Here is an 18,129-nt window from a genome sequence, read left to right on the forward strand (position 1 = left end):
CAGAGATCGGGCTTAATGGTGAGTGTACTTTTGCAAGGGGAGCGATCTTTGGCCTTCAGAGCGCGAATCCAACGGTAAAATAAGGCTGGAGATCCAGATGGTTTTGGAGGGGGCTAATAGTAGTACACCTGCGCATTCCAGACCTGGCCGGCAAGTTCCAGCGGATCTTCAAGAACCAGGAAATCCTGGCCGAAGGCGGGATTCTCAAGGTCAACCCAGAACGGTATCAGCCCCATGCCCAGGTCTCCCGGTTGATATGACCATGTGCCCGTATACAGGGTACTTCCGTCAATACCGCTGATCACCACCGAGTCTCCGGAATAGCCGCCCGCGGCGTCCCCGCCGGTGATCGTATCGGTCAGGAAGCCGTAGACCCCGGTCCCCTCGTAATGCACCCACCGCTCCATCGGGTCGTCGGGGTCGATACCGTAGTACGGGGTCAATGCGGCCTGATACGTCACCGTCGTTCCGGGCTGCGCCCAGGCGGGCGGGGCCATGGCAGAGACCTGACACGCAAGCAACGTCACCAGCAGGCAGCCTGCCAGCAATCTTATCGATCTTCTCATTTGCTCGACCTCGGGCAGGCTAATAGTATTCCGGCATATCAGGGTTTCGGGGATCTCCTGCAGAGGGCGGAGGGGTTGTCACAGACGTTTGATTCGATAAATGCAAGACGGGACCAGGTGAACTTCGCCCAATGTCCCTCCTCCCTTCTTGTGGTTTGAAGGACCTACTTTCGGAAAAAGGCCAACAGTTTTAGCAAAACCCTGCCCAGCAAACCGGTTTGTTTTACAGGGAATACAGGGGGCATACTTGTTGTGCTGTCTCCATGCTCCACCTCTATGAAAGCACGACATTCATCGACGCCACCTTCTTCATGGCGTGGGGTCGTTGTATAGCCACTATCCTTAGGAACTTTGAGCTCGGGTGATTTATCATCTGTTCCGTGCTGGAATTCTACCCCTTGAGGAACATTATCCGAATCCTGCGCTCTCAATTCCTCCCTGCGAGTTTTGCTCCATTTCTCGGCAGACCCAGCCTCTGGTGCGTATTTCGTCCCGGATTGCGGAGGACTCAGATGATCTCCGGGCTTGCGCACAACCGACTCCCTGACCGGGCGATCGCCGCCCCCCTCATTATTATATTCAGGCTCATTGATCCTCTCTGTGAGGATTTGACGCTGGTGGTGCCCATCGTCATCAAATGCAGCCCCCAGTTGGTCATTCGGCTCCTGCTGCTCGCCGATAAAGGAATCCAATTGAGAGAACGTCTCCATCAGCCGCCATCGACGCTCGTCCTCAATAACCGCAAACTGTAGTTCATCATGCCGTATCCGTTGATGTTCGAGATCGATGAGACCATCTACCGCCACGAATTCATCGAATTCATCTACCTCCATTTCAAACCCCTCGGGTCCATTACCTACCTCATCGAAATCGTCTATAATACGACACTCCTGAGTATATTCGAGATCGGCAATTTCTTCTTCCAATGCATCAATTTCATCTTGGATGGTCTCGTCCCAGACCTCAGGTTCTACCGATCCCTGTCGCTGGGTGTCAAGCAGCAGATCCTGCAGAAATAGAATCTTCTGGCGTATTTCGTCTATCTGGATGGCAATATCCGGATCTATAATGTCTATGGCATCCTCATCCTGACGCAGCCCGAAATCCCCAAAACATGCATACAACTCCTCTATTTCCTCAAACTCCTGCAAGAGTTGCTGCTCTTCATCCCCGCGCAATATCCCGTCCCACGAACATGCATACAACCCCTCTATTTGCTCGAACTCCTGCAGGAGTTGTTGCTCCTCATAAATGTCAAACGGTTCCAGTTCACAGAGATCGGGATCGATTACCCAAACGCCGCCCATCCATACCGCCCGGCTTACATCAGGCTCTCTTGAGGGCATCAACCGCCGGGTGTTTTTGATGATAGCATCTCCCACCTCAACCAGAATCTTTGTCCCCACCTGTTGTCGGTTGAGGTTCCTGAAGCCCTCGGTGATGTCCTTGAACCCCTCTTCCGGGGTTGTACCGGCAGCACGGCAGAATCCTGCCAGTATCAGGAGTCCCGGGTGGGAGGGATGCTCTTCAAGTTGCCGGCGACAGGCACCTAGAACCTGGGTGAGATCGTCCATGCCCTGTACCTGGGCAAGTACCGCCAGCCAGAGGCGGTGATCATCACTCCTCGCTATCCGCCGGATATTCTCGGTGAACGCAGATTCTTCGAGGTACGCGAGGAGCGCCTCACGGAACGCCGCCGGCCCCTGCTCCACTCCGTCTCGTGCTGCCTGGAGCATGTGAAGAATGGCCCGCCGACGGCGTTTCCCGACCGTCTCGTAGAAGTAGTTGATAAGGATACACCCAGCATCATATGCGGCTTCCGCGTACGTGTCTTTCAAGGATCTTCCGCGGAGCAGGGCGTTCATCTCGCTCTCGGTCATCCGTTCACTGAGATACCCCCTGAGATGCGCATAGATGTCGTCGGGATTGAGACGTTTTATGTCGATGATGAATCGCTTTCCGGTGTAATCGTAGGCATAATCCACAATTGCTCCGATGAGATAGCAACGGTGGAGCGCCATTTCCAGTGTCTGTTTGAGATCGCCACCAGATGCCTGGTTCGGATCACCTGTTGTAGCAAACCGTGGCGGGAAATCCCAGATAGAGAACTCAAAGCGTTTTGTTTCATCCGAGCCCGGTATCTGGGGCAAGAGGATATTGTAAATGGTGTAGTAGAGCGCCCTGATCTCATGATCGGTCCCGCGGAAAGTCTGCCTGAAGAACCAGAGGTTCCGCACAGCATCCCCCCGCTGACTTAGATCGTAGTCAGACCTGAGAGCGAGCGCATCATGTGGTGTCACTTCGGGGTCCAGCAACCGGTCTGCAACCGAGGCCTCTTCGTCCACGAACACTACCACGCACCGGGCCGGTTTCCCATCTCTACCGGCGCGGCCTCCCTGTTGATAGAAGTCTTCGAGCGACCTGGGGAGCATCGCATGGATGGTGAACCGGATATTTGGTTTGTCAATCCCCATCCCGAAGCTGTGGGTGCAGACCAGGAGGGGGATCCGGTCGTTCTTGAAGTCGACCTGTAGCGCTGCTTTTCTTTGTTCCCATTCGTCATCGTTGACGCCGGGTGGTGCTTTTCCCGAGTATGTCGGGATGTCGCGATCAAGTCTGCTCCCCAGTTCCCCTGCAATCTGGGTAACCCCTGCATTGCCCCCTACAAAATTTGAGAAGATGAGACCACAGGGAGCTCCGCTGGCAGCAAGTGAAGGGTCATTGGTAAGGCGTTGCAGGATCTGTGCAATTTCCTTAATCCGGTCTGCCTCTGAAACACGGTGAACCTCGAAGGTGAGTTCCGCACGGTCAAACGTCGAGGGTTCGATGACCGCATCCAGATCGTAGATCCTGAGAATATGCCTGATATCAACAAGGACGTTCTGCGAGGCGGTGCCGGTCAGGGCAATGAGGACGGGTTTCCGGGTGGCATGCTCACCCATTCGCCGCCAGACATTCATATAGGCAAGCCGGAAGTCGTGCCCCCATTCACTGACACAGTGCGCCTCATCGACGACACAGTAGCTGATGTTGTCCATCTGCCGGTTGACCAGATCGATGAACTCCGGGATCTGGAGCCTTTCGGGTGCGTTGAAGACAAAGAGAAACTCACCCCGCTCCATCTTTGTGTATCCGCGTTGCCGGAGATCGGCATCTTTCGTATCGGCATCGCCCGCACCGCTCATGAAGGCGTGGCAGCGGTGGATTCCCATCGCCTCCAGACTGCTTATCTGGTCGATCATCAGCGACCGGAGCGGATCGACGATGAAGGTGAAACCCGGCTGGAGGAGTGAGGAGATCTGGTAACAGAGCGATTTTCCGGCGGCGGTGGGCAGGAGGCCGATGACCGGACGGAGCGAGAGCGCCCGAACGATTATCTCCTGCTGTTTCGGCCTGAACGCGACTTTCCGGAAGACGTTCTGGAGTAGATATTCGAGGTTTGCGCTCACCGCCCCGGCATCAATCCCGTCGAACTCAACCGCGCGGGGTGTGGCCGCGATGAATGGCTCGACATACTCCGACCAGACCTGGCTTGGTGCTATGGTGATGCTGTCCCGGCGAGCGGCGAGTGCGTCCCACGCCGCTGCCGACGGATACCCGTAGTAGACCAGATCGGCATCCGGGTCTGCACTGGGGACGAGGGTCAGCGTCAGCGGGTCGCCGGGAGCGTGGAGTGCGGTGATCGCATCAACCATCCCCTGGACCGCGGCAACGACCGGCTCGAGGGGGAGGCTCTGCGGATTCCCGATCCCGACGGATCGCTTGCCGCCGGCGTGGATTATCTGCGCTACCGCGACGGAGATCTGCGCTTCAGCGACCGGGAGCGTGACGAGGTTGCAGAGCGCAGCCTTTGCCCGGGGATGCATGCGGCGCACGGTCCCGGCCGCGGCGAGCATCTCGTGGGGTATGGCTTCGGAGATCTTTCTGACGATCTGCTCAAGTTTCTCCTGCCACTCCGCTCTCTCTCCAAGGGCGAACCGATAGACCTCCCACCCCGCACCCTTGAGAGCCCGATCCCGCTTCAGGTCCTTCGATATCTGTGCGTAGGTGTGGCTGCTGTCGTCTACCTCGACGACAATTTTGAGCCAGTCGTCGCGATACTTCGGCACCTCCAGCGCAAAGTCGACCCGCTCGTCATGGTGATCCGAAACCCCCATTGAGTCCATGGAACGTTGCGGTAGGAAGAGCAGACCAAGGCGAGGATCGGGGAGCCAATCGACCAGCATGTCGAAGAAGATTCCTTCAGGTGCGGTGCAGAGCGACCGGTAGCGCTCAAGGAGTGCATCGACCTCATTCTCATCGAGCAGCAGTTCAGGGATACAGCAGGCCTGCAGCAACACGGCGAGGTCTTCCCTGCGCGGCGTGCACCGGAATACAAACGCCCCGGAATCTGTCTCTTCCGCAACATCGAGGAGGCCAGCGGCTTCTGCTTCTTTGAGAACGTATCGTTCGACCTGGAGACTGCAGGGAGCAGGGATCCCGCGCTGGGCAATCTTTCCAAGGACCGGGCCGACAATCTCATGCCTCCCGGGTCCGCAGCGTTCAGGCTTTTTGAGGGTAAACCCGCTCCGGTAGTGTGCGTATCGCCGCACTCTGGGAGACGCGAATGCCGGCGGCTCATCGAGCAGCCGGGCGACACTATCGGCCATGTACGCCGCGGCTGAATACGATCCGAGCCACGGGCATCCTTTTCGCTGCATTGTGGTGTTCCTCCGGAGTCAGTTTATCCGTATGAGACCATTCAGGGTTGGAACAGATAAGGCCTATGATATGGTGCCGTTCTGATGCTTCACAAAGAGGAGATTAGCCCCCTCCGCATTTCACCACTCGGCCACCTTCTGAATCTTTGTCTTTTTGTTAACGCCGGCTGAAACGGTCGCTCCTACCAGAAGTACACTCACAGCAACGATCTTTTGGACAGACACCCGTGAATATCGGTGCAGTTTCCGTAAAGCTCACTTTGCGAGACCTTGTCCCACCTTCCTGAGTATTTTCCCCTTCCCTCGCCGAATCCATGATCACAGTGTTGTCTCTGCACCCACTCCGGGGTACCACCCAGAACCCCACAACTCATTATTCTCCCCCAAACCCCTCTGGCGTCCAACCTTCTCAAGAGTTTCCGCTCTTCACCCTCCGGTAAGAGATCCGCAATAACGCAGATGCTACACGCCTACCTCAAACTCGAGCAGTTTTAACCAGATTCCCAGATTCTTCTCATGATCCCGCGAGATGCACCTGAACCAGCGCTCACCCGCGATCGTAACAATCGAGTAATACCCAATGAACCGGAGGATCTTCTTCAACCCTGGCCGGATAAGCGGTTTACAGCCGTGATCGAGCCCCGGTGGTTCTGGCAGAGCATCCAGATTCCGGCGTACCACCACCCCGATCACCACCTGGATCAGGAGAGACACCGCCAGCAGCGTCACGAGAGCCGTGATCCGTTCCGGTTTCTTCAGATAAAGAGTATCGACCATCATCGGCCGTTTGATGACCGAAAAGTTATCCTCCACCTTCTTCTGCTCCTTGTAGAGTCGGAGAACCTCACGTGCCGGTGCATTCTCTTCAGAAACATTTGTCATCAAGACAAACGACTCAGCCTTGCGCAGTTCGGTCAGGTAGACCTTTTGCTGCAACTGTGGTTCACTGGCCCGGATCACCCATTCGGTAACCTGGATCGTTGGTCGCGGATTCTTTCCCGGTCTTCCCCGTGGATTCTTCTCGGTGACGAGAGTTTCAAGAGACAGATCGACCTTCCAGAGTCGATGCTTGCGAAGGCTTTTGCGTGCTTCTTCAAGCGCGCGTTGTGCGTCTGTCTCACAGGCAAACCGCCTTTTAGTCACTCCCTTGAGAACTGCAACGAACTCCTCCTGCTTTTTCAACAGGTCTGTCTCGAATTCATCGCGTCGATGATTGCCCCGGAAAACCAGAAAGCGACAAGATATCCGGTCATCGGTTGTTCGAGTGAACTCCTGTACGTCGTAGGTCTCCGGGTTATCCCCGTCATCCTCCCGATATGACCCGATCGGTATCCAGGCATCCGCCTCGTAGGCTGTCCCGGTCACCTGGGCAGCAATCTTCTTGCTGAAACTTGCCGGGCACCGGGTGACGAACTGGATATTGTTTTCCAGCAACTTCCGGATGTTCGGGGCAGTTGCCAGTTTCGCATCGGCGATGTAGATGACATCAGTACGAGAGAGGGGATCCAGCTCAGCGAGTCTCTGGATGATCGCAGTGTTCCAGGTACAATCTGCCTCGTTCCCGTCACGGATGGTGGTGATGAGCGGGATCCCGTGGGGGTCGCAGACCTGGTCGAGCATAATCTGAACGAGGTCATCTCTCTTCTCTTTGCTGTGACCGTGACAGATGGTGGGGGCCATGGGGAGAGAGTCTTCCGATCCTTCGTAGGCGCCGTATAGGGAGATCGAGGTGGTGTCACCGTGGAGAACGAGGTGAAATGGGATAGAGAACGCGGTGTAGACCCGGAGGGCGAGAGAGGTGAAGAGGTGCTCACACCCGGCGGCAAAGAGCCGGTCTAAGAAACAGGAAAAGGCATCCCGGGTCAGCCATTCAGGACGCACCTCCGGGGTGAAGAGGAGCGCCATATCCATTCCCTGGTAGTGTTCAAAGATGCTGTAGATCGGGAGACGTGACCCGGAATGGATGAAAGGAAGCAGAACAATGGCTTTTGCCAGGTTGCCAGGGCTCACCCGCCACTGGCTCTGGTCCCAGGTAAGAGCTGCATTGATGGTTTCGACAAACTCGATCCGGTCGAGGAACGAGGCAACGACGGTGGCGGTGAGGGGTGTTTGCGAGGCAACAAGATGCTTCTTTTCGGCGGTCTGTTGGATGAGATGGGTGAGGGAAGAGAACTGAGTTGCTGGAGGATGAGGCATAAGAAGTATATCGTAGAGGGAGTGGTCGTACTTTTTGATATGTAAATATAATTATGTGCTACTGTGCCAGAGGGTTCGCAAAGTGAGTTTTGTGAACTGATTGCGGCACCTTAAGTTCGATGAACTTTTCAAAGTGGGTTAGAATTCGTGGAATGTGGATGAGTTTCCCGCAGTCGCCGCAGTAACTCGCCCCACCGATACTGATGTATCCGCAATGGTGGCCTATCCGGGCTCCGTTAGGGCTCCGGATGCTGGCACCAGGACGCATAGCCCTCGTCCTCGGCGAGGAAGATCAACCGTTCGGTGACCAGGAGTTCTTCACGGAGCCCTTCCGGCCTGAGGAGCATGACCACCTCGCGCGCGTAGCACCATGATTTCCCGTCCCTCGTTGAGATTTTGGGGATGGAACTCGATGTCAACGCAGGCCGGACCGGGATGGGTTATTTATCCGTTCTTTTTTAACTCAATATACTGCCGGAGAAGATCCTCGACATCGTCACGGAACTTGCTTCCACCGTCCTTAAGTTTTTGCTGGACTTCCTGTGCAATCTGGCCGTGTTGGTTCTGGTAAAATTCGTAGAGGGTCTTAACAATCGGCGCGAATTCCCCGTCATCAGCTCGCACGAGTGCATCCAGGTAAGCACTTCGGTGTTCCCGCCCAAGGTAGAGTGTCGGATATCCGGAGCGTTCCAGGATGAAATTCATTAACGCTCGTCCCACTCGCCCGTTTCCGTCAACGAAGGGGTGGATAATCTCGAATTTTGTATGGAACAGGATCGCAAGTTCGAAGGGGTTGAGAGTCTTCCTGTTCTGCCGATACCATCTGATGAGGTTCTGTATTTCATCAGACACGAGGATTGCGGGCGGCGGCTGGTAATCGACGCTTGCTATACCAACCTGAATGTTCCGGTAGTTTCCCGGATCCCGAAGGATATGGTTCATCAAGATTTCGTGGATCTTCTTGATAAACGCCCCGGTGATGTCCCCGGTATATCCGCTGAGGTAATTCCTGAGGGTAATATAGTTGAGGACTTCGTACACCTCGTCCATTCTCTTCCCGGCTGGCGAGATGTTGTGTTCTAGGAGTTCCTGCGCTTCTCGAAGGGTGATAGTGTTCCCCTCAATTGCGGTTGTACCCTGGACGTAGCGGACGTACATCGCGTCCTGATACCGTTTACTCTCGTCTGGATAGAGATCCTTGAACAGATCGTAGAAGTAGCGCAAACTCTCGAGGTTGGCGGCCTGGTCCCGATCAAGGACCGTGAAGGCGTAGTGTTCCAGCCGATACTCAAGGTATTTGGTTAACCTCGAAGAGAAGAGATTGAGCAGTTTCACCGAAAAGTCCTGTGGCTCGACCGTTTCGAGTCTACCTACGTATGTCTGGACAGAAAGTGATTTGGAGTTAACCTTTACCCTGTCTCTGAGGTAGAGGTATTTGTTGCCTTTTATTATCTTTAAAGTCAACTCTACCATGCTTCTTTTAATATCTGTCTCGATGGGTGAAAATAGTATTGCTGGGTTAACTCAGTTGACCCCGTTATAGACAGGGGGGCATCAGGTCCTGGGAGAATGTGTCCCCACTATGTCCCGCTCGGCCCGAGACGGAGGCCTGCCGCAGCCCGGTCCGGTAAGGGACCCCGTCGTGTCGGCCATCTCGCGCTGCCGGGTAACATGCGTTACAGACCCCGCGCATCTGGATCCTGCCTTCGCGGTCTCGAGACGCAAAAGTCTCCCGGTAGGCTGCCGGAGCGTTGCAGTAGTAGCACAGAACCGACCGCCGGGGGTCTCCCGTTGCGTGCGGGTCTGACCGGTTCGCAGTCGGCAGGGTCGAGTGGAATCATGCTATGGAGGACCTGCCAGCAAATTTGAACCCGAACTCCTCACATATTAGGGAATATATCCAGTCCAACTCTCCCCGCAATCTTCCGTACCTGCTTTGGCACCTCGGTGATCCCCCTCTCCTCGCCGCTCTCCACCGCATAGACCTTTGAAAGTTTGAGGAGGAGACCGTGTGGCGAGAGATGAGCGGTCATCCCCGCTTTCTTGATCCGGTTCAGGATCCTGCAGTAGAGGTAGAGACAGAGGAACCCCACAAAGACGTGGCCAAAGACCGCCGTAGAATCACGGAGGTAGAGTTTATCCGCCTGGATCAGGCTCTTAAACGCTGAAAAATGTTCTTCCACCAGGTTCCGGGACTTGTAGAGGTCGTAGACCTCCCGTGGTTCCGCCTTAAGAGAGGAGACCACCAGGATCCTGCCGACGCGTTTCAGCCGTCGGTTAAGTTTCTCCCGATCGATCTTTCCCTCTTCCAGCAACCGATATAGCATCTTCTCCCCCTCCGCCGCCAGGTCGAGATCCTCGTAGAGGTAGAGCGTCACCCCCTCCACCTCACGTCTCCCTGCGTGGATCAGCCGTTTGTGGTAGAAGACTTCCTGGAGGAACTCTACGGGCGGAAGGTCGATCTACTCACCGTCGGAGGGATCGACCCTCTCATCCGGCAGGATGTGGAGAGCGAGGTGATCTGGTGTGAAGTGTGATGGAATCTTTCTCTGTCACGTGCCCACAAACAGGTCAAAAAGATAGAACCTTCTCGCTTTCCCGATCCTGGAGAGATCCGGTACGATCGCGATTCTGCACATGAGTGGGAGTGAAATCACCATCAAGTACACCAAGATTAACAATTTTGATAAGGTTGGTGTACTAAATGAGGATCATGGGGAACAGCAGGTGACAATTGATATCCTGAAGGCCATCGCCCGCGAAGGGCAGGTATTCACACTCGAGCAGCTGCACCGGCAGACAGGGATCCCGAAAAACATACTCTCGGTGATGCTTTCCCGGTGGGAAGATCGGGGTCTCGTCGAGCGGATCGAGAGAGGGAAATACCTGATCATCCCGCTTGAGAGCGAGAAGGGCAAGTACACGCTTCACGAGTTCGTGATTGCATCGCACCTCGTCCAGCCTTCAGCGATTGCGTACTGGAGCGCTCTCCACTACCACGGCCTGACAGAGCAGATCCCGATAACGGTCTTCGTCCAGACGACGGCGCGGAAGAAGAAGAGACAGCTCGAGGTGTTTGGCGTGGACTACCGGATCGTGCGGGTAAAACCGGAGAAGTTTTTCGGCTTTGCGAAGGAGTGGATCGAGGAGACACCGGTTACCGTCACCGACAGGGAGAAGACGGTCATCGACTGCCTCGACAGACCTGAATACGCCGGAGGGATTGTCGAGGCCGCAAAAGCGCTGGAGAACGCATCGCTGGATCGCGAGAACCTGAGCCGGTACGCCCGGATGATCGGGAACAACGCCGTCGTCAGGAGGCTCGGTTATCTGAGCGAACAGGCGGGAGTTCCACTGGATCTGCCTCTTCCGAGATCCAGGAACTACCTCCTCCTCGATCCTACGATGCCACGCCAGGGAGAGAACGACACGAGGTGGCGACTGGTCATCAACACCGAGATCGCGCTTCCGGAGGGCTCGGGATGATACCGGTCCGCGAGATCAAAGAGGCCGCCCGTGCCTATGGGGTTCCACCCTCGACCATCGAGCGGGACTACGCACAGAACTGGCTCCTCGCTCATCTGAGCGTCCTCCCCATGGCGCTGAAAGGGGGGACGGGAATCCGGAAAGTTTTCATCGAGAACTACCGCTTCTCGGACGATCTCGATTTCACCCTGCTGGAGCCGTATGAAAAGGAGGCGTTGCAGGAGGCGGTGAAGGATGTGGTATCCCGCGCGCGAGAGGAGAGCGGCATAGGGTTTGAGGAGGATATTAGCATTACCGAGACGGCGACCGGATTCCGGGCGACAACCCTGTTCAGGATCATTCCCATGAACGCATCCACCCCGACCAGGATCGTCATCGACCTCACGACCATGAGTAACGAGAGCATTCTGCTCCCCGTTGAGACGAGACAGATCTATCACCCGTACTCAGACAGACTTACCGCCGGGGTGACCTGTTACTGCCTGGAGGAGATCATGGCCGAGAAGATCCGCTCTCTCTTCCAGCGGGTACGTCCCCGAGATATCTACGATATCCGGCACCTGGCCGACCGCGTGGACCCGGACGCCGTGAGGGCCATTCTCCACCGGAAATGCGAATGCAAAGAGGTCGTCCCGGACAACTCCGTGCTCGCGGGGAGGCGTGAACTATTCTCAGCAGCATGGAACGCATCACTCCGGCACCAGATGAAGGTCGTCCCGGATTTCGAGGAGGCATTTGGAAGGGTGCTGGGTTGTGTCGAACTCTACACCCTGCGACCTGGCGAGGTTTCGCGTAGTCGGGGCGATGATCGGAGCGATTGAGATGTCGCATATGCAATCGAGTTCTTTCGCAGCGACGAGGACGTGAGGTTCATCGTCGTCGTCCTGGAGGTTCTGGGGTGTTCCGCGTTCGGCGAGACCGAAGAGGAGGCGCTCTCCGAAGTGAAGGTGGCTATCGGCCTCTGGATCGAGGTTGCCCGTGGAGTGGGGCGGGAGATCCCGGAGCCGAGCGGCCGGGAGCACCTCGCGGATATTCTTGCGGGGATCGCCCGCGGCGAGATGGCGTGATTTAAAAACGAATATGCATTTACCCCATCTTCCACAGTAAGACGATCCCGCCTGGAATAATGAACGAGTGGATCGATTCACCATATGGTGCGGGTGCGTGGGCGTGAGACCTTGTCAGCTTGGCCCTGGTAATCTGATTTCGTGTGAGGAATGTGAGAAAAATGCCGGACCAGAACACTTACTGCGGAAAGTCGGTGTGCGACAAGAAGCTGTATCGGGGATTGCGGATCAATCCGCTGTCCTATCCGTTTGGGATGTACCTACCGTGGCATGCGCCTCTGGGAACGGAGGGGTGTGAAGCCCGCGGGAAAACGTGGAGAAGAGCAGAACCTGATCCGCTCCATCCGCCAGGTAAATGATGCCAGGGAGAAGCAAACGCTGAATCGCTGAAAGGATCGTAATCCGCGACAAGTGAAACCAGGGTGATACTACACTTGAGCCAAAATCGGCAAAGGAATCGGGCCATCACAGCTTTCGATACTGGGTGGCAAACGGACAGAGAGGTTCCCGGTCTAAAGGCGGCTCCTACAGCAACCATCAGTATCTCCGATACGGAACTTGGGAACCTGTATACACCCCTCGGAAGAGGTATGGAGGCCGTGAGGTCAACAAACGGTGTAGACGGAACAGGACGTCCCAAGAAGCGAATGCCTCCCTGTAATGGGCAGGATAGAGGCCTTTGCCTCGGCCTGAAAGGGCGCCCACTTGGGACAGGTGTTTCACAGCAAAGAAGGGAGGTATACCCGTGAAAGTATGTCATTCAACGACGCCGAAAGGCGAGAAACATACTGATAAGGAACTCGCCCGGCAATGGAACGCCATTGACTGGGATAAAGTAAATGGCTAACAGATCTCTGAATATTTTTGATCTGGCTCAGTGTTCTGTGACCTCTGGTCCCGCGTAAAATGCAAACCCTAATGCCCGCCACGACCGGATCGCCACCCTCGTGGAGAAGATGCTCAACCTGAACAGGCGTCTCGCGGCGGCGGAGGCCCCGCACGAGCGCGAGGTGCTCGCCGGGATGATCGACGCGACCTGAAGAGACTCTATGCAGTGTTTAAAAACGATTCCTGGGACGATCCCACGACTCTGAAAGAATAGATCAAATTACATTAATTGAGCACGTGTGAAATCTGCCCTGATATCTGGCATGCCTGAAACCGAACGTGGCCCCAAATATGTGTCATCATCTGATATTTGAGACCGTGTCTCAAGAATGCGAGGGGAGGGATTCGAACCCGCGAACTCCTTCGAGAATCGATCTTGAGTCGATCGCCGTTGACCACTTGGCTACCCTCGCGCCTGTACCTCTTGAACCTGAAGAGTAATGAGTTTGATGGCGTCCGGCAACACGCCCCCCCACTCCTCCTGAGACACGCACCTTAGGGCGAACGTTCTCCTCCCCGCTTGAACCGCCCTCGCGGCCTCCGGGAGAACGGCGACAAACGCCTGCCATAGATGGAACATCCCCTTGACACAGTCAAAGGTTACGGGACCTCCCTGGAACCATGCGGTCTCCACAAAGGCTCCGATACACTCGATCAGCACCTCCCATACACCATGCCTGCACAAATTGCGGTGGCAACCCATCAACGTCCGCATACAGAGGTGAGGCCGGCGGGTCGGAAGGGTCGTACCCTGCAAGGTAGACCGGCGTGAGCCAGTCGGTATCACAGTTGAACGCCATCGACTCACCCTGTAATAGCAGATCTACCCGTTGCCGGCATCAGCAACCCCGGTCTTCGCCCGGCAAGGAGCATCGTGAGGGCGAGCGTCCCCCCGGCCGATATACCGACCGGCACCAGTTGAGCCGGAGAGTAACCCCTCTCCAGCAGGTAATGGTAGACTGAGAGAGCGTCCTCAACCGCCGCAGGGAACGGGTCTTCCGGGGCGAGACGATAGTCAACCGGAGACGATCTCGGCGCCCCCGGCATCCGCGAGGCCTCGCGCAGAGGTCGAGGTGGTCGGCCGTAGAGCCGGATGTAAATCCCCCGGCGTGAAAGAATAGAAGCGTCCGGCAGGGTGCTGACGCGGGCGTCGTTAAACGGTATGCCGGCGTGCCGCATCCCGGCCGCTCCATCCAGGGCTGCCGGGATTCCTCCCTCAGGGAGGGGGGATCCCTGACCTCAGAGCAGCCAGGACTTCTGCGGGCGGGAGCGTTGTAACGCAGCCTCCCTCTTCACATAAAGTCCGCAAGCCCGAGCTGCCGCTGTGGGGGTTCGCCGAAGGTGGACTCGATCTGCATCGCGAGCACCTCCACCCGCTGTTTTGTGTACTCAGAGACCCGGTAGTTTGCACAGATGTTTCGCGACATCTCCAGGTACTTCTTCACCGAACCCTCGTGAACCGTGGGGATAACGTTTCCCCCGCAACGGGTGCATTTCCCGGCAAGCGGCATCCGCCTGTACTTCGCGTTGCACTTCATGCACCGCACCTTCTGCTTTGAAAAGGCGTTGAGGTTCCCCTGAAGATCGCGTATAAAGTGCGTGTTCAGGACACGTTCAGCGACGTCATCCTCATCCACCGCCCGGATCCTCTTCGCGAGTTCAAGTTCCGCCTCCAGTTTCTCAAGCATCGACCCGAGTTTTGTGTAGGTCGACTCGAGCGGCCCCGCCGAGATATCAGAGGTAGGGTGGGTGAAAGAGAACCCCTCAAACTGGGCCGGGGTGCCGAGTCGCCGCTCCACCCTGTCAACGTAGTCGTCGAGGTCCTTTGGGTGGACGTAAGCGAGGCAACCGTTGTAGACCTCCAGGGGGTAGTGGTCACAGACATCGACGTTGTGACACTCCTTGTCGACCTCTGTCGGGTCGATCCGGGTCGTAAGTACGAGCGGGGCGTCCATCGTCCCGCCCCGGGTCTCCGGGAGGTAGGAGCGGGAGAAGTTGATCAACCCGTCGAGGAGGAGCATCACGCAGTCCTCGTCACCGTCACACTGCCCACAGAAGATCCCGTTTGCAACCAGGGTGTGGTTATCGGCAACCGTGAGACAGTATACCCGGTCATCGAGCGTCTGCACCGCCTCGCAGGCCACAACCTCATCGCTCACGACGATCCCGCCCTCCTCCACCGGGACGCGGTCACCGGGTGCGACCTCGAGAGCCCGGACCTTCCGGAGATAATCCGTCTCCCAGACAAGCATCGCGTGATCCGGCGTGACCGTGAGAATCTTCCCCCGTCGGGTCTCAAACCGGATCATGTGCGCCGGGGCGCGGTGGACGGAGACCGAGGTCACCCGTTTCAGGCTGACCTTCCCCTGGGTGTCTATGCTTCTCACATAGAACGGTTGTTTGGGGTCGGAGTAGTATGTCCCGAGATGGTCGAGCCCCGGCTTTGAGATATCGAAGTTCTCCACGACGAACTGCCGTATGGGCATCGTCAGCCACCGTCGCCCATCTGAGACGGTTATCTCGGTATCGCCGGCAAAACAGTTCCTCCTCTTCGCCGCGTGGAAGAACGGGTGGCCGTAGCCCACCGGGGCCTTCGAGAACCCGATCAACCTGGCGAGAACCCCGGCGCTCGTGTGCGGGGCAAGCCCTATCAGCAGGTGGCCGACAAGGTCAAGGGGTTTCTCCGCGTTGTAAAACGGTTCAAGCCCGTAGACCTTCACCAGAAGGTCGTCGATGAACTTCGATACCCGGACAAGCCACTCGCCGCAGTCCTCCGAGACCAGGATATCCTGGTGACGGAGTTCCAGCACCTGGTCGGCCGAGACAAGTTCCCGACCGTTGATGTCCCGGGTGTATCCGAGTTCGTGGAGTCGCTCGATGGGGACACCTACCTCGTCCGGCCGGAAATGGGTGAGGGGGAGGTCGATCATATCGTAACGGACGGTGCCATCCTTGAATACATAAAGGTTCTGCAACGATCGGAGGATCCCCTTCTCGATCGGTTCCACCGGTCGTTCGCGGGAGATCAGTCCCCTGACACCCTTTAAGAGCGCTATCGATGATTCGCGCACATCCAGCCGTTCGAGTGCCGCTGCATACTCCTCCCTGACATTGATCGTGACCTTCTGGAGACAGACCGTCTCCACCCTGCACCGGGGACAGGCACCCTCGCCCACCTCTTTTCCACACTTCGGGCAGCGGAAGACCGGGTTTGTGTGCGTCCCGCAGTCACAGAGGTTCCTGTAGGTGAACGCACCGCAGGAAGGACAGCGCCGTTCCCCGACCTCAACCTCGATCATCCCACCATCTGTGTTGGAACGGGGTTTTGAGGTGCAGGCCGCCTGGAACGACCGGCGTGAACCCCCCTCGTCCCCGATGGGGAAGAGTGAGTGGGGCGGGGGACGCATCTCCCGCGGTTTCGATTTCCCTGGTCGGCCCATCCGGCCTCCGATCCGGGTCCCGGCCCGCGAACGGATCCTGAAACCCGAGAGGTGCATAACCAGGTCAAGCGGGTTCTCCATCGGGGCGTCCTGCCACTCCGGCCGCTTCTCCAGTTGCAGCGTCAACCCGAGACAGGCAAGGAGCACCAGGTGCTCCCGGATCGCGATCCTCTCCCCGGAGATGCGGTGGGGCACCAGGAGTTCCTCAAGGATCGCCTTTACCTCCGGGGTGTTCGGGAGCAGCAACACCCCATCCTCGATCCTGCCCCCGGTTGAGACCATATCCGCAAGCCGTGCGATATCAGTCGGCGTGATATCGTCCCACATGTATGTGTAGTCGGGGTGGAGGGGCGCCCCCTCGATCGCGAACTCGATCGCCTCGAGTTCGTTCTCCGGGTGGCGCTGCCCGCCTTCGAGCATCCACCACTCCTCGCAGTAGGCAGGAGGCATCAGCGGGTGGTTGTTCTCCATAAACTCCCCGAAACTGATCAGGATCTCACCGACGTCCAGGATCTCCTCGACCTGCCCTGCGAGCCTCCCGGCCTCTGTTGCATCGTCGACCCTTCTTATCTCACCGTTCCGGAGTTTGACAGTCGGCCCCTGGATCGAGTCTACCGGCACAATCCCTGCTGCTTTCCCCGGCCTTTCAATCTTCATCTGGGTCCCGACCGCCAGGAAGTCTCCAAGGATATGCATCGTTGCGGGGTTCAGGCCGGCCGCAGCAAACCCGGTGTTACGCGCTCGACCCAGGCGCAGCCGGAACCCCCCCTTGCGCATCGGGTACGCAAAGACCGGTCGCCCGCCGATGAGGTCGCGGATGTACTTGTCTTTGGGTTTGATCGCGGCACCGGCATCGTCCTCATCGCTCTGTGCCTGGGCGCCGCCGCTGACCATCTCTTCAAGCCAGTCCCAGCCCTCCATCTTCATCTTTCGGACGTTTTTGAGGACCTTCGGGGCTTTCAACGCCAGACCTTCCGCAACGACCAGCGCCATACCCCCACGGACGGTGTTAGTCTCCACCCGTTCCAGGTTCCGGTAACCGCTAACCTCCTGCTGCTCGGTCGGTTCGCCATCGATGCAGACAGGGCAGTTCTCGATGATCATCCGGAGTTCTTTCTCGCTCGGGAGGTACTGGAGACTCATGATGTTGTTGTACTGCCGGATCTCCTCGATGTAGCGCTCCACCTCCTCCGTCCGCGGGATGTATCGGCCGATCCCGAGCGCCCGGCGGACGTAGTCCCCCACGAGCACAGAGAGTGCCTGGGCGGTCCCGCCGGCGCTCCGGATTGGGCCAGCGTAGTAGACCTTCAGGTAATCCGTACCGTCATCGTTCTTTCCAAGGCCGATCTTTGCAATACCCTCTGTGGGGGCGGCCACCACACCCTCGGTAAGGAGGGCCATCGCCGCACGGATGGCGTGGTCCAGGATCTCCTCTCGTGTGGTCTCTCCAAACTTTCTTGCCACAAAATCGTCGCCGATCCGGAGCGCGGCCTCTTCGCGGGACATCTCCCGCTCAAGCTCCCGGATCCGGGCGGCGATACCCCGGTACCCGAGGAGCGCCTCCACACGGTCGGCAAGGTCGCTTGCCACCGGGATCTCGACCTCCGTTCGGGGGTCAAGACCGCGGGCGCGAGCGGCACCGGCAAGGCGCATCGCAGCCTTGAGTCCGGCATCGATCTCCTCAAAGTAGCGGGCGATAGCGGGCGAAACTTCCATGATGAAGTATGCGTCCTCCAGGCATTTAGGGGACTCGTTCCCGCCTGGTACACCAGACGACCCTGATCAG

Annotated in this window: 12 protein-coding genes and 1 tRNA gene; 4 read left to right on the forward strand and 9 right to left on the reverse strand. The window is 57.3% G+C overall.

Annotated elements, in window-relative coordinates:
- Positions 1–113: 113 nt before the first annotated feature.
- The 6 genes from QMC91_RS03705 to QMC91_RS03730 form a co-directional block, all read right to left on the reverse strand.
- The gene (locus QMC91_RS03705) at positions 114–566 is read right to left on the reverse strand and encodes a hypothetical protein (protein WP_300235531.1); all 453 of its coding nucleotides are present in this window, start codon (positions 564–566) and stop codon (positions 114–116) included.
- A gap of 164 nt (positions 567–730) precedes the next feature.
- Positions 731–5,266 (reverse strand): RecQ family ATP-dependent DNA helicase, encoded by a 4,536-nt coding sequence (locus tag QMC91_RS03710; RefSeq protein ID WP_300235533.1) that lies wholly within the window; start codon positions 5,264–5,266, stop codon positions 731–733.
- Between the two features lie 462 nt (positions 5,267–5,728).
- A complete protein-coding gene (locus QMC91_RS03715; protein ID WP_300235535.1) occupies positions 5,729–7,462 on the reverse strand; it encodes an IS1634 family transposase in 1,734 nt (577 codons plus the stop codon).
- A gap of 236 nt (positions 7,463–7,698) precedes the next feature.
- A complete protein-coding gene (locus QMC91_RS03720) occupies positions 7,699–7,881 on the reverse strand; it encodes a hypothetical protein (RefSeq protein WP_300235537.1) in 183 nt (60 codons plus the stop codon).
- Between the two features lie 25 nt (positions 7,882–7,906).
- Positions 7,907–8,935: a Fic family protein gene (locus QMC91_RS03725; RefSeq protein ID WP_300235539.1), complete on the reverse strand. Its 1,029-nt coding sequence runs from the start codon at positions 8,933–8,935 to the stop codon at positions 7,907–7,909.
- 407 nt (positions 8,936–9,342) lie between these two features.
- A complete protein-coding gene (locus QMC91_RS03730) occupies positions 9,343–9,849 on the reverse strand; it encodes a transposase (RefSeq protein WP_300235541.1) in 507 nt (168 codons plus the stop codon).
- 15 nt (positions 9,850–9,864) lie between these two features.
- Between QMC91_RS03730 and QMC91_RS03735 the strand changes: the two genes are divergently transcribed.
- The 4 genes from QMC91_RS03735 to QMC91_RS03750 all read left to right on the forward strand — a co-directional run bounded on the left by QMC91_RS03735 (position 9,865) and on the right by QMC91_RS03750 (position 12,015).
- Complete coding sequence (locus QMC91_RS03735) at positions 9,865–9,999, forward strand: hypothetical protein (RefSeq protein ID WP_300235542.1); 135 nt, start codon at positions 9,865–9,867, stop codon at positions 9,997–9,999.
- Between the two features lie 190 nt (positions 10,000–10,189).
- Positions 10,190–10,948: a type IV toxin-antitoxin system AbiEi family antitoxin domain-containing protein gene (locus QMC91_RS03740; RefSeq protein ID WP_300235544.1), complete on the forward strand. Its 759-nt coding sequence runs from the start codon at positions 10,190–10,192 to the stop codon at positions 10,946–10,948.
- Positions 10,945–11,769, forward strand: a complete 825-nt coding sequence (locus tag QMC91_RS03745; protein ID WP_300235547.1) for a nucleotidyl transferase AbiEii/AbiGii toxin family protein — start codon at positions 10,945–10,947, stop codon at positions 11,767–11,769. Before QMC91_RS03740 ends, QMC91_RS03745 begins: the two co-directional genes overlap by 4 nt.
- A gap of 42 nt (positions 11,770–11,811) precedes the next feature.
- Positions 11,812–12,015 (forward strand): type II toxin-antitoxin system HicB family antitoxin, encoded by a 204-nt coding sequence (locus QMC91_RS03750; protein ID WP_300235549.1) that lies wholly within the window; start codon positions 11,812–11,814, stop codon positions 12,013–12,015.
- Between the two features lie 1,218 nt (positions 12,016–13,233).
- On the opposite strand, the gene QMC91_RS03755 is transcribed toward QMC91_RS03750, so the two are convergent.
- The 3 genes from QMC91_RS03755 to QMC91_RS03765 form a co-directional block, all read right to left on the reverse strand.
- Positions 13,234–13,316: transfer RNA gene (locus QMC91_RS03755), tRNA-Leu, on the reverse strand.
- Positions 13,317–13,707: 391 nt separating this feature from the next.
- The gene (locus QMC91_RS03760; RefSeq protein WP_300235551.1) at positions 13,708–14,082 is read right to left on the reverse strand and encodes an alpha/beta hydrolase fold domain-containing protein; all 375 of its coding nucleotides are present in this window, start codon (positions 14,080–14,082) and stop codon (positions 13,708–13,710) included.
- Between the two features lie 113 nt (positions 14,083–14,195).
- Positions 14,196–18,059 carry a DNA-directed DNA polymerase II large subunit gene (locus QMC91_RS03765; protein WP_300235553.1) on the reverse strand — a complete coding sequence of 1,288 codons (3,864 nt, stop codon included), beginning with the start codon at positions 18,057–18,059 and terminating at the stop codon, positions 14,196–14,198.
- Between the last annotated feature and the right edge of the window lie 70 nt (positions 18,060–18,129).

Origin of the sequence: Methanoculleus sp. (assembly GCF_030019085.1) — an archaeon.
GTDB lineage: Archaea > Halobacteriota > Methanomicrobia > Methanomicrobiales > Methanoculleaceae > Methanoculleus.

Coding starts and splice junctions, on each gene's coding strand:
- QMC91_RS03705 (WP_300235531.1), bottom strand. CDS start 566: ATGAGAAGATCGATAAGATTGCTGGCAGGCTGCCTGCTGGTGACGTTG.
- QMC91_RS03710 (WP_300235533.1), bottom strand. CDS start 5,266: ATGCAGCGAAAAGGATGCCCGTGGCTCGGATCGTATTCAGCCGCGGCG.
- QMC91_RS03715 (WP_300235535.1), bottom strand. CDS start 7,462: ATGCCTCATCCTCCAGCAACTCAGTTCTCTTCCCTCACCCATCTCATC.
- QMC91_RS03725 (WP_300235539.1), bottom strand. CDS start 8,935: ATGGTAGAGTTGACTTTAAAGATAATAAAAGGCAACAAATACCTCTAC.
- QMC91_RS03745 (WP_300235547.1), top strand. CDS start 10,945: ATGATACCGGTCCGCGAGATCAAAGAGGCCGCCCGTGCCTATGGGGTT.
- QMC91_RS03760 (WP_300235551.1), bottom strand. CDS start 14,082: ATGCGGCACGCCGGCATACCGTTTAACGACGCCCGCGTCAGCACCCTG.
- QMC91_RS03765 (WP_300235553.1), bottom strand. CDS start 18,059: ATGGAAGTTTCGCCCGCTATCGCCCGCTACTTTGAGGAGATCGATGCC.